Source organism: Gammaproteobacteria bacterium, from assembly GCA_009845905.1.
Taxonomy (GTDB): Bacteria; Pseudomonadota; Gammaproteobacteria; order Steroidobacterales; family Foliamicaceae; genus Foliamicus.
This window is the reverse complement of record VXYS01000009.1, coordinates 301698-313508: the sequence shown is the minus strand read 5'-3', so window position 1 is coordinate 313508 and position 11811 is coordinate 301698. Positions and strand designations below refer to the sequence as shown.

Below are 11811 nucleotides of genomic sequence, written 5' to 3'. Positions count from 1 at the left end.
GGTGCACACGGAGCCGCCTCTCGAGTTGCGCTTGCGCGGCAAGCGCCGGATCCTGCGCGTGAGTTTTGCCGACGGCGCCGCCTTCGATCTCAACGCCGAATACCTGCGCGTGAAGTCTCCGTCGGCGGAGGTGCGGGGGCACGGGCGCGGCGGCGGATCTTTGCCCGTCGGCAAGTCCGAAGTCCGGGTTACGGCGGTTGAGCCCGTCGGGCAATATGCGGTTCGCCTGGTGTTCGACGACGGCCACGATTCCGGCATCTACTCCTGGAAATACCTGCGGGAACTGGGCGAGCTCCGCGATGAATACTGGGCGGACTACCTCAGGGAAGTGGCGGCGCACAAGGCTCATGCCGGCAACTGACCCCGGAGAGCGAGACTTCGGCTTCAGCCGGGTAAGCCCGGAAGAGAAGACCCGTCGGGTGCGTGGCGTATTCGACTCCGTGGCGGACCGCTACGATCTGATGAACGACCTGATGTCGCTTGGCGCGCACCGCTTGTGGAAGAGGTTCGCGCTGGCCCGTACCGGCCTGCGCCCCGGTGGTATTGCGCTGGACGTCGCGGGCGGTACGGGCGATCTGGCCATCGGCATGGGCCGGCAGGTCGGACCGCAGGGACGTGTTCTGCTGACCGACATCAATCCCGCGATGCTGGGGGTCGGCCGCGGCCGGCTGCTTGACGCCGGCGCCTGGGGCAACACCAGGGCGCTTCGCGCCGATGCGACCGCCCTGCCCTTTGGCGACGGACTGTTCGACTGCGTGACCATAGGGTTCGGGCTGCGCAACGTCACCGGAAAGCCGGCCGCGCTCAAGAGCATGGCGCGGGTCGTCAAGCCGGGCGGCCGCCTGCTGGTGCTGGAATTCTCGCGCCCGGCGCTCAAGTTCATTCGTCCCGCCTACGACTGGTATTCGTTCGCCGTCATTCCCGCCCTCGGGCGCATGGTCGCGGGCGACGCCGACAGTTATCGTTACCTGGTGGAATCGATACGGGTGCATCCCGACCAGGAAACGCTTGCCGAAATGATGCGCGAGGCCGGATTCGAGAACGTGCGCTGGCACAACCTGTCGGGCGGCGTCGTCGCGCTGCACATCGGTTTTCGTTACTAGGAGGTTTGCGCTTGTTCGCGAAACTGGCCACCTCGCTGGAAGGCGTGCTGAACCGCAATCTACACGCTTCGCTGACCGCGCGCCGCGCGGCGGCCGAACTGGAGGGGCTGTGCATGGATATGGGCGTCTCGGCATCGCAGCCCATGCTGCGAATCAGCATGAAAGACGGCCGCCTGCGGTTCACGGAGCCCGACGAAAAGCCCTCCGGAGTCACGCTGTCCGGTGGCTGGCGCCGGTTGCTGGAACTGCTCGGCGGCGATCACACGGGGCCGGGACTCGACTTGCGCGGTGACCCCGCCGTGGCCGAAGGGTTCGCGCGGCTCCTAAAACACTGCCGGCCCAGCCCGGAAGAGGAACTGGCCCGTTTCACCGGCGATTCCATTGCCCATGAGGTGGGCGATGCCGCCAGGGCCGCTGCCGGGTGGGCCGGGGATGCGGCTGGTTCCCTGCGGCGCAATCTGCGCGATTTCGTCCAGGAAGAGGCGCGCTTTTCGCCGACGCGGGTGGAGTTCGACGCTTTCTCGGGCGAAGTGGAGCGGCTTCGCGACAGCGTCGCGCGTATCGGCGCACGGATCGAGGCCCTGGGCAAGGGCCGGACCCGATAGCCGACGGGGCCGCGGAATCCGGTTCAGGCATGCGCTTGTTGTTCCGAATCATTGGGATCGTGCGCCTGCTGGCGCGCTACGGCCTGTTGCGGGATGCCGGCGTCGCGCGGCCTCTGCGCGTGCCCGCATGGTTGCTGCTGGCGCGGCGCAGGCTGAAGGGAGAATCGCGCGGCCGGCGCTTGCGCGAGGCGCTGCAGGACCTCGGCCCGATCTTCGTCAAGTTCGGGCAGAACATTTCCACCAGGCCCGACCTGCTCCCGCACGACATAGCCGGGGAGCTGACACGGCTGCAGGATGACGTGCCGCCCTTCCCGGCGGACAAGGCGCGCGAGCTCCTGAGCGGCTTCTACGGACGTCCGGTGGAAGAAGTATTCGCCGAATTCGAGCCGGAAGCACTGGCGGCCGCCTCGATCGCGCAGGTTCATGCCGCGCGCCTGCCGGACGGGGAGGAAGTCGTGGTCAAACTCCTGCGCCCGGGTATCCGGGCGCGGATCGGGCGCGACGTGGAGCTGCTCTACGGCGTGGCGCGCCTGGCCAGCGCATGGTGGCCGTCCACCTACCGCCTGCGCCTGGTCGAGGTCGTCGAGGAATACGAGCGCACGCTCGACTACGAACTGGACCTGACCCGCGAGGGCGCCAACGCCGCGCGCCTGAAGCGCAGCTTTGCCGGATCCGACATCATCCACGTGCCGGCGGTGTACTGGGACTACTGCCGCCCGGACGTGCTCGTCCTGGAGCGCATACACGGCGTCCCCATACGCGACGTGCAGGCGCTCAAGGACGCCGGCGTGGACATCCCGGAGCTGGCCGCCCGGGGCGTGCAGATCTTTTTCACCCAGGTGTTCCGCGACAGCTTCTTCCATGCCGACATGCATCCCGGCAACGTGTTCGTGGACATCAGCGATCCGAAGAACCCGCGCTACGCCGCCGTGGATTTCGGCATTGTGGGAATACTCGATGAGCGCGACCATCACTACCTGGGCCAGACGCTGCTGGCCTTCTTCGAGCAGGACTACGCGCGCCTGGCCCGGTTGCACCTGTACTGGGGATGGGTCGCGCCCGATGCGCGCGCCGAGGACCTGGAGGCGGCATTCCGTGTCATCGGGGAGCCGATCTTCGCCAGGCCGCTGAGCGAATGCAGCTTCGGAAGGGTCCTGGGCCGGATCTTCGCCACCGCCCAGGAATTCGACATGCACCTGCAGCCGCAGATGCTGCTGCTGCACAAGACGCTGCTCAACATTGAGGGGCTGGGCCGGGAGCTCTATCCGGAGCTCGACCTGTGGGAAACTGGCTATCCGCTGCTGAAGAAGTGGATGGCGCGCCGGGCCGAACCCGGCCGTGTGATGAAGGAGCTTCGGCGCGACCTGCCGGAGTTGCGCTACGCGGTCCAGCGCCTGCCACGGGCACTGCACCGCCTGCTGGACAGGGCGGAAGGGGCGCCGAGCCGGCGACGCGAAAGCCGCCCGGGAGGGAGGCGAAGGCTGTGGCGGCAGCTGACCGGCTGCACGCTGCTGCTCGTGGGGGCCCTGCTGCTGGGTCTTCAGGCCCAGCCGGCGTTCCTGTCATGGCTGGCCGGCGCCGCCGGCCTGATCCTGGTGCTCAGCGCCCGCCCCCGAGCCTGACCAGCCCTTCGATCCGCCTTCTCTTCAACTCTCTTCTTCCGGGACACGCATAAACTCATCCATGGGGCTTTGTTCCGCCATCCATGGCTCACAAATTCCCGGAAGAAGAGAGTTGAAGAGAAGGCTTACGGAGCGGCCTCTTTCCCGGGAATGCTTCCACCGTAGCCTCTTTGTGTGCATTCCTTTCGAGGGAGCGTTGGAGCAAGGACAGCGAGAATCGAGCCAGGATGGCGACTCCCACGAGAGGAATGCACACAAAGAGGCGGAATCGAAGCGGCTGAGGTCGGAGCGGGAGTCAGGCGCGCAGGGAACGGAGGAAGTCGCCGGCATCCTCGCCGCGCTCGAGGCAGTCCACGACCGCCGAGCCCACGATAACGCCGTCCGCCACGCCTGCCAGCGTGCGCACCTGCTTGGCGCTGCGCACGCCGAAGCCGGCGCAAACGGGCAGCGACGAGAACTCGCCGACTCTCTGCATGTAGGCCGCCATTTCCTCCGACACCCGGCGCTCGCCGCCAGTCACGCCGGTGACCGTCACGGCATAGACGAACCCGCCGCTGCCACGGCACAAGGTTTGCATCCGCTCGGCGGGCGTGGCCGGCGTGACCATCTGTACCAGACCGACGCCGTGGTCCCGAAACAGCGTCCGCACGCGGTCGCACTCCTCCCAGGGCAGGTCGGGCACGATCAGGCCGCCCACATGGCACTCGCCGCAGCGTTGGGCGAGGTTCTCCAGGCCGTAGGCAAGCAGCGGGTTGTAGTAGCTCATCAGCACCAGCGGCGCGCCCGGATCGCCATGCGCCTTCAGTTCCCGCAGGATCCAGTCGAGCGAAACGCCGTTGGCCAGCGCTGTTTCGCTGGCCCGCTGGATCGTCACGCCGTCCGCCATCGGGTCGGAGAACGGAACGCCGATCTCGACCGCGTCGCCCGCATCGGCCAGCTTGCTCAGCGTTGAATGAAAGTGGTCCCTGCTCGGGTGGCCGGCGGTAAAGAACGGCAAAAGCGCCGGGGAGGGCGCGTCAACGATCGCACTTCGGAGGCGCTCCGCGCCGGTAGCAGGAGTATTCACAGGCGTACATTGTCGGGTACGGCGTGCCCGCCCGCAATCCGGCGCGGGCGCCGATGCGACCCCCGGGAGGGCAGCGGCATCTTTTTCCTGTACAGGCCCGTCACGAAGGGAGTTGCTCATGAAACGCCTTGCCTTGCTACCGTGCTTTCTGCTTGTTGCCGCGTGTACGGCAATGAAGGATCCCAGCGGCGCCATCGTCGATCTGCAGGGCGTTGACCGTAATCGGTATGAGGCCGATCTTGCCGATTGCCAACGCTACGCGGATGAGGTGCCGGTCGGCAAGCACGTAGCTACCGGTGCGGTCGGCGGCGCCGCCGTTGGCGCTGTCGGCGGCGCGGTTTCCGGCGGCAACAAGACGGGCATCGGGCAGGCTGCCGGTGTCGGCGCCGTGTACGGTGGAACCGTGGCCGGCGTTTCCGCCGTCGGCGAGCATCGCCAGGTGCTGCGCGAGTGCCTGCGCGGTCGGGGTTATCGCGTCCTCAACTGACCGGCGCCGCCGCGGTGAGCGTGGGCATGTCCTTGTCGCCGCGGCCGGAAAGACCGATCAGCATGCGTTTGCCGGGATTTTCCGCCGCCCAGCGACGTGCGGCGAAGAAGGCGTGGGCCGGCTCCAGCGCCGGTAGTATGCCTTCCAGCCTGCAGCACTCGGCCAGGCTCTCCAGCGCCTCGGAGTCGTCCGCCGTCACGTAACGGACCCGGCCGAGCGCCTGTAACAAGGAATGCTCCGGGCCGACGCCCGGATAGTCCAGGCCGGCGGAAATCGACGAGGTTTCCAGTACCTGGCCGTCGTCGTCGTAGAGCAGCATGGAATAGCTGCCGTGCAGGACGCCGGGTCGCCCGGCCGACAGCGAAGCGGCGTTTTCTCCGGGATCCAGGCTCTTTCCGCCCGCTTCCACGCCGTAGATGCGAACCTCTTCGTCGCCGAGGAAGGCGTGGAAAAGGCCGATCGCGTTGGAACCGCCGCCGACGCAGGCGAATATCGCGTCGGGCAGCCCCCCGGCCTGTTCGGCGAACTGCGAGCGCGCCTCGTCGCCGATGATTCTCTGCAACTCGCGCACCAGCCAGGGATAGGGATGCGGACCCACTGCCGAACCCAGCAGGTAGTAAACGCCCTCGGGATCGGCCACCCAGGTGCGAAAGGCCTCGTCGGTCGCGGCCCGCAGAGTCCGGTCCCCCTTGTCCACGGCCACGACCTCCGCGCCGAGCTGGTGCATGCGCTGGACGTTGGGTGCCTGCCGCTCCATATCGAGCACGCCCATGTAGACGCTGCAGGGCAGCCCCACCCGAGCGCAGGCGGCCGCCGCCGCCACGCCATGCTGCCCCGCGCCGGTTTCCGCCACCACGCGCCGCGCACCCAGCTTGAGCGCCAGGTGCGCCTGGCCCAGGGCGTTGTTGATCTTGTGCGCGCCGGTGTGGGCGAGGTCCTCGCGCTTGAGCCAGACCTGCGCGCCCCAGGCCTCTTCGAGGCCGCGGGCCCGGGTCAGCGGTGTGGGTCGCCCGATCCACTGCCGCCGCTCTCCGTCCAGGGCTTCGCAAGCGCTGGCGTCGGCGAAGAACTCTCGGGCCGCCTTTTCCAGCCGGGAGAGCGCGGGCATCAGCGTTTCCGGCGCGAAGCGGCCGCCGAACGGACCGAAGCGGCCTTCGGCGTCAGGCAATTCGCCGCTGAGCAGGGCGGCGAGCAGGACGGGGCCTTCCGATGTCTCGATCTTCATCAGGCCAGATCCGCTTTTCGGGCAGCGTGAATGAAGGCGCGAACCCGCCGGGGGTCCTTCACGCCCGAGCTCGATTCCACGCCGGAGCTCACGTCAACGCCCCATGGACGCACGCGGCGAACCGCCTCGCCGACGTTCTCGGGATCAAGGCCGCCGGCCAGCATAATGCTGGCGCGGTGGGCCAGGAGCGCCGCCCGCTCCCAGCTCGGCGGTTGTCCCTGGCCGCTGACGGCGCTCTCGAAAAGGCAGGGGATTTCAATCGAAAAACTGTCGGTATCGAATTGCTCATGGTCCCTGTACACAGGCAGCCTCCCGACTTCGTCGGGCAGGCGCAGTGTCGCCAGGCAGTCGGCATCCGCCTGCAGGCAATCCGGTCTGAAACCCTCGAACACCTCGTCCCACTCCGATTGTTGCGGGCGCAGCATAACCGCAACGCGCTGCACATGCGCAGGAACCGGTCCGGCCAGCGCCGTCGCCCGCCGCGGGGAAAGGAATCGCGGTGAGGGCGGGTGGAAGTTGAAGCCGATCGCATCGGCGCCCGCCTCTACGGCCGCCTCCACCGCGTCGGGACGGGTAGCCCCGCAGATTTTCACGAACAGGCTCACGGCTGCCTTCTCCGGCGGCCCTCGGCCAGCATGCCGGCGGCCAGCTTCCGTGGGTCTTTCGCGCGCATCAGGGCCGTCCCGATCAGCAGGCCGTCCCAGCCGCCGCCGGCCAGCTCGCCCGCCTGCCCCGCATCCTCGATTCCGCTCTCGGCAATCATCCGGTAGCCGCCTGCGTTCCGGGGGTCCACGCACCCGAACCGCGCCGGGTCCACCTTCAGCGTCCGCAGGTCGCGGCAATTCAGTCCCAGCAGCACCTTGTCCCGCGGCGCATCAAGGCGACCAGCCAATTCCCGCGCGCGTTCAAGCTCCGCGTTCCCGAAACTCTCCAGCAGCGAAAACATGCCGCAGGCCAGGGCGGTCTCGAGCATCGCTTCGGTGTTGGCGTCATCGGTCATGCCGACAATCAGCAGCACGCCCGACGCGCCATGCAATCTCGCCTCCAGCACCTGGTAGGGATCGACCAGAAAATCCTTGCGCATGACGGGTGTGTCCCCGGCTGCTTCAGCGATGTCCGCCAATAATTCAAGTGACCCGCCAAAGCGGCTGGGTTCCGTCAGCACCGACAAGGCCGCCGCGCCCGCGGCGGCATACTGACGGGCCAGCGCGGCCGGCGAAAAATCGGCGCCCGCCAACCGCCCCTCGCTGGGCGAGCTCGGCTTGATCTCGGCGATCAGGTCAAAACCGTGGGGGGAGAAGCTAATTGCCGGCGGAGGCGGCAGCCGTTCGATGCGGCGGCGCAGCTCGTCCTCGGTCATGCGCTCCTTCGCTTTGGCGGAGCGCCGGCGGCTGGAATCCGCCATGCGCTCGAGAAATCCACCGCTCATGGCGCCGCGTCGCCCCGCATGCCCTCCAGCAGTCTTGCCGCCGCGCCCGACTGCAGTGCTTCACGCGCCGCGCTCAGGCCTTCGGGCAGGCTGCCGGCCGCACCAACGAGTTCCAGCACCAGGCCGGCCTGCAGGACCAGGGCGTCGTTCAGCGCCTCGGCCCCGTCGCCGCGCAGGGCGCCCTCAAGTGTGGCGGCGTTGTAATCGCGCTCGCCGCCCGCCAGGTCGGATGGCTTGCAGCGGGGTATGCCGAAGTCGGCGGGATCCACGGTGCGCCCGCGCACCTCGCCGGGCCGCACGTCGATCAGCAGGAATTTGCCTGCCGGGGTCGGCTCGTCCCATCCGGGTTCGCCGTGGACCACGAAGCAGCGGTCGATGTCGAGGCCGCTCAGCGTATCCGCCATAAGGGCTGCCGCCTCGGGGCTGAAAACGCCGACCAGCATGAAGGGAGGCCGCGCCGGATTGGCCAGGGGACCGAGCAGGTTGAATACCGTGCGCACGCCCAGAGCCGCACGGATCGGCGCGATCGACTTCATCGCCGGGTGGAAATAGGGCGCGAACATGAACGCGAAGCCGTGGGCTTCGAGCGACCGCGTAACCTCTTCGGCCGTACTCGGCCAGGCCACGCCCAACGCCTGCAGCACGTCGGCGCTGCCGGTCTTGCTGGACACCGCCCGGTTGCCGTGCTTTGCGATGCGCACCCCGCAGGAGGCCGCCAGCAGACCGGCGCCGGTGGAGAGATTGATGCTGCCGGAACCGTCTCCGCCCGTGCCCACCACATCGGCAACGGGCCCGCCCTCCGGCAGCTCCGGGCGGATCGCAAGCTCGCGCATCGCCCGCGCGAAACCGCGCAACTCCGCGGCGCTCTCCCCTTTCAGGCGCAGCGTCGCGAGCAGCGCGCCGGCCAGCGCCGGTTCGGCTTCGCCTCCGGCAAGTTCGCGCATTGCGGTCCCGGCCTGGCCCTCGGAAAGGTCCTGGCCGGCCATCAGCCGTTCCAGCATGGAACGGAGCGTTTCGGTCTGGTCGTTCACTGCGTACTTCGAGGAGGCGCCTAGAGCGTGTACATCATGGGCAGCAGCAGCGAGAAGCCCAGCCACATGATCAGCGTGAGCGGCACGCCGATGCGCAGGAAGTCCAGGCGCCGGTAGCCTCCCGCGCTCATGATCAACAGGTTGGTCTGGTAACCGATCGGCGTGAGGAAGCTCATGTTGGCGCCGAATATCACCGCCAGGATGAAGGGCTCCACCGGTGCGCCGAGGCCGGTGGCGAATGAGTACGCGATCGGCGTCCCGATGATGGCCGCGGCGTTGTTGGACACGATGTTGGTCAGTATCGCCATCAGAAGCATCAGGCCGCTGAGTATCAGCGGAATCGGCAGGTCGCCCGAAAGCACCACGAACACCTGCGCCAGCCAGTCGGCCGCGCCGGTCTTGATCAGGGCCTGGCCGAGGCTCAGGCTGGCCACGATGATGATGGTCAGAGGCACATTGAAGGCGTCGCGCACGTTTCTCCAGCTCAGGCACTTGGCCGCGATCATCAGACCGGCTCCGGTGACGGCGGTGAGCACGATCGGTACCCAGCCCAGCGCCGCCGGAACGATGATGGCGGCCATGATCCCCACGGCGGCCTTGGCCCTGCCGGCGCGGGGCAGCTCCACGACCCGGCCCAGCACCAGCATTGCGGACTCCGTGGCGAGGCGGCGAATTTCGGCCCGGGATGCCTGCACCAGCAACACGTCTCCCGTGCTCAGCCGCGCGTTCAGCAGGTCGTGCGTGGGCGCCTCGCGGGCGCCGGCGCGATGGATGGCCAGCGGCACCAGCCCGTAGATCTCGTCAAGGTGCGCCGCGCGCACGCTGCGCTTGTCCAGCGGCGACCCGCGCGTCACCACGAGTTCCGCGATCTGCTGGGGTTCGTCGCGGAACCGGTCTTCGCCATGCGGCAGAGAGGCGCCGAGCGTCTCTTCGTATTCGCTCAAGCGCTCCATCGTGTCCCGTACGAACAGGCGGTCGCCCGCCCTGATCTGCAGCGCGTCAAGCCCGTGCAGGAACACGTTGTTGCCGCGCACGATCCGGGTAATCAGCATTTCGTTGTTGGTGCGGGCCCGAATCTCCGCGACCGTCTTGCCGTCCGCGAATCCGCCGGGTTCGATGATCAGCGTGGAGGTAAAGAGAAGATTGGCCTTGGCCAGCGGCAGCGTGCGCTCCGGCACCAGGCGGGGCGCAACGAGCCACAGGAACACCATGGCAACGCTTCCCACCAGCAGCACCGGCAGGCTGAAGGAGAACATTCCGAAAGTGGGAAGACCCAGGTCCTGCTCGGCCAGCTTCACGACCAGCAGATTGGTGGACGTGCCGATCACCGTGGACATGCCGCCGATCAGCGTGGCGAACCCCATCGGCAGCAGAATCGCGGACGGAGCCTGTTTGGCGTGCAGCGCGGCCGCCGTAAGCACGGGAAGCAACATCACCACCACGGGCGTGTTGTTGACGAAAGCGCTGAAAACGGCCGACCCGACCAGCGTCAGCAGCGCGGCGAGCAGCGGCTGGCGGGTCCAGAGCCGGGTGAAGAACAAGGCCACCGGACGCAGCGCGCCGGTGGTCTCGAGACCCTTGCCTGCCACCAGCAGCGCCGTAATCGTAACGAGCGCTTCATGGCCCAGGTTGAGCAAGAAGTCCGTCGGACGGATGACCTGTTCGCCGTCCTGTTCCAGCGGCCAGAACTGGAACGCCAGCAGCAGCAACAGCAACACGCCCATGCCGGCGGTTTCCAGAGGAATCCGGTCACGGGTAAACAGGTACAGCGCGAACACGGTGAGCAGCATCACCATCAGCGCGTGTGCGCCCGGGAACTCCGGCAAGGCCTGACCCTCCAGCAGAATGGAGGGCGCTATGGTAGCAGCCCCGGTTTCGCCTGCGGTGTTGGCTTCAGGGGCCCTGACCGGCGCGCAGCAAGGCCCAGGTCGAGCGGAGCAGGCGCTCGTAATCGGCCCGATCGAGAAGCGAGCGGACCTGGCTGCCGTGCATCGTGAGATTGTCGGCAACACGGACGAGCGGCAGCAGATTCAGCCACTTGCGGGCCGGAATGGCGTTTGCCCGGCGCGGCAGTACGCAGTACGGCGACAGCGCCAGGAGCTGGCGGTGACGCGGGCTCCGCCGGGAGATGATCCGGCGCGCGCGGACATCCCCGTAACGCGGGGCAAGCGTGCGCACCAGTTGATCCGCGTTGAGCGCCGGGTACGGTCCGCGCTCCTCGGCCAGGCGCAGGGATTCGCGCAGCAACTGGCGCTTGAACAGCGTCAGCCAGCGTTGCAGCAGCCGCAGTGTGGAGAAAGACGCCGGGTCCAGCCCGTGACGCAACACCAGGTCTCCGATCCCGGTGACGTGCGCGGCAAGCCGGCGATTGGCCAGGGCGTCGCGGCGCAGTTGCTCCGAAGGCCATGTCACGGCATCGATCAGGTTGTCGGCCAGCCGCACTCCAACCCGAACCAGCTTTTTCAGGTGTCCCGTGCCACGCTCGATCTGCTCCGCAGGGATCGCGCTCAAGTCGAACTGCATGCCCAGCCAGGCGGTATCGGCGGGTGCCTCGAACAGGCTCAGCGGCATGATCGTGTCCGGCTTCTCGCTTCCCATCAGGTCCGTCAGCGGCTGCTTCCGGCCAGAAAGGACCAGTTCGATTCGCGGATCGGCGTGACTGGCGCGAACCAGTTCTTCCCACAGCGCTGCCTCGCGGAAGGTTTTGCCGTCCACTCGCAAGGCCGCGCGCGTGCCTGCCCCGCCCGAATCCCGTAAGGCCTTCAGCAGGGTGGGGCGCGCCGGATGTTCGGCGCGCAGCGAAAAAACCACAGGAGGAACCGCGGCCCGGACTTCGGCCTGCCTCCGGATCTCGCGGATCAGTGCGTCGAGCCAGGCGCCGAATTGATCCGGGACAATCCCGGACAGGTCGACCCCGATCGCGACGTCCCGTTCTCCGGGTTGCTCCAGGCAGTCGCGAAATGTCCGCAACGCGGGGCCGCCGGAACCGGGCGATTCGTCCGGACCGACCAGAAAACGAAAGGCATATTGTCCGGAGACGGAATGGCTTGTGGTAAGCGCACCCCCGGCATCGAACGGCAGCGGGCCGATGGTTTCGCCGCTGAGCAGCCGCTCGAAGTAGCCGCGCCAGCGCTGCGGCTCCGCTTCGTCGCGTACGGCTATCGCCGCCAGAGCGCGCGCATGCTCCAGTCGCCCGCCATTGCCGATCGCCCGCGGAATCATTCCTCGAATGTGCCGGGTGAC

At 67.8% G+C, this 11811-nt stretch carries 11 protein-coding genes and 1 pseudogene; 4 read left to right on the top strand and 8 right to left on the bottom strand.

The features are described from left to right. Position 1 precedes the first annotated feature (1 nt). The 4 genes from F4036_08950 to ubiB are packed head-to-tail and all read left to right on the top strand — an operon-like array spanning position 2 to position 3330. Positions 2–361 (top strand): DUF971 domain-containing protein, encoded by a 360-nt coding sequence (locus F4036_08950; protein ID MYK37864.1) that lies wholly within the window; start codon positions 2–4, stop codon positions 359–361. Further along, a complete protein-coding gene (ubiE, locus tag F4036_08945) occupies positions 348–1103 on the top strand; it encodes a bifunctional demethylmenaquinone methyltransferase/2-methoxy-6-polyprenyl-1,4-benzoquinol methylase UbiE (protein MYK37863.1) in 756 nt (251 codons plus the stop codon). Before F4036_08950 ends, ubiE begins: the two co-directional genes overlap by 14 nt. Before the next feature lie 11 nt (positions 1104–1114). Continuing rightward, the gene (locus tag F4036_08940; protein ID MYK37862.1) at positions 1115–1708 is read left to right on the top strand and encodes a hypothetical protein; all 594 of its coding nucleotides are present in this window, start codon (positions 1115–1117) and stop codon (positions 1706–1708) included. 29 nt (positions 1709–1737) lie between these two features. After that, complete coding sequence (ubiB, locus tag F4036_08935) at positions 1738–3330, top strand: 2-polyprenylphenol 6-hydroxylase (protein ID MYK37861.1); 1593 nt, start codon at positions 1738–1740, stop codon at positions 3328–3330. A 295-nt stretch (positions 3331–3625) separates the two neighbouring features. Here the strand turns inward: ubiB and F4036_08930 are convergent, their stop codons facing one another. From F4036_08930 to F4036_08895, 8 genes and pseudogenes are all read right to left on the bottom strand, one after another. Next, positions 3626–4591 (bottom strand): tryptophan synthase subunit alpha, encoded by a 966-nt coding sequence (locus F4036_08930; protein MYK37860.1) that lies wholly within the window; start codon positions 4589–4591, stop codon positions 3626–3628. 60 nt (positions 4592–4651) lie between these two features. Beyond that, positions 4652–4828: pseudogene (locus tag F4036_08925) on the bottom strand (beta-Ig-H3/fasciclin). Between the two features lie 47 nt (positions 4829–4875). Continuing rightward, positions 4876–6108: a tryptophan synthase subunit beta gene (gene trpB, locus F4036_08920; GenBank protein MYK37859.1), complete on the bottom strand. Its 1233-nt coding sequence runs from the start codon at positions 6106–6108 to the stop codon at positions 4876–4878. After that, on the bottom strand, positions 6108–6950 hold the full coding sequence (locus tag F4036_08915; protein ID MYK37858.1) for a phosphoribosylanthranilate isomerase: 843 nt from the start codon (positions 6948–6950) through the stop codon (positions 6108–6110). The genes trpB and F4036_08915 overlap by 1 nt, the downstream gene beginning before the upstream one ends. Next, entirely contained in the window at positions 6710–7537 is an 828-nt protein-coding gene (locus tag F4036_08910) for an indole-3-glycerol-phosphate synthase (protein ID MYK37857.1), read from the bottom strand. The genes F4036_08915 and F4036_08910 overlap by 241 nt, the downstream gene beginning before the upstream one ends. After that, positions 7534–8568 (bottom strand): anthranilate phosphoribosyltransferase, encoded by a 1035-nt coding sequence (trpD, locus tag F4036_08905; GenBank protein ID MYK37856.1) that lies wholly within the window; start codon positions 8566–8568, stop codon positions 7534–7536. Before trpD ends, F4036_08910 begins: the two co-directional genes overlap by 4 nt. A 20-nt stretch (positions 8569–8588) precedes the next feature. Beyond that, a complete protein-coding gene (locus F4036_08900) occupies positions 8589–10394 on the bottom strand; it encodes an SLC13 family permease (protein MYK37855.1) in 1806 nt (601 codons plus the stop codon). 67 nt (positions 10395–10461) lie between these two features. After that, entirely contained in the window at positions 10462–11790 is a 1329-nt protein-coding gene (locus F4036_08895) for a hypothetical protein (protein MYK37854.1), read from the bottom strand. Between the last annotated feature and the right edge of the window lie 21 nt (positions 11791–11811).

What these genes read in the sequence shown, in the direction of transcription:
- ubiE (MYK37863.1), top strand. Translation starts at nt 348, where the DNA reads ATGCCGGCAACTGACCCCGGAGAGCGAGACTTCGGCTTCAGCCGGGTA.
- ubiB (MYK37861.1), top strand. Translation starts at nt 1,738, where the DNA reads ATGCGCTTGTTGTTCCGAATCATTGGGATCGTGCGCCTGCTGGCGCGC.
- F4036_08930 (MYK37860.1), bottom strand. Translation starts at nt 4,591, where the DNA reads ATGGCGCCGCTGGGATCCTTCATTGCCGTACACGCGGCAACAAGCAGA.
- trpB (MYK37859.1), bottom strand. Translation starts at nt 6,108, where the DNA reads ATGAAGATCGAGACATCGGAAGGCCCCGTCCTGCTCGCCGCCCTGCTC.
- F4036_08910 (MYK37857.1), bottom strand. Translation starts at nt 7,537, where the DNA reads ATGAGCGGTGGATTTCTCGAGCGCATGGCGGATTCCAGCCGCCGGCGC.
- F4036_08895 (MYK37854.1), bottom strand. Translation starts at nt 11,790, where the DNA reads ATGATTCCGCGGGCGATCGGCAATGGCGGGCGACTGGAGCATGCGCGC.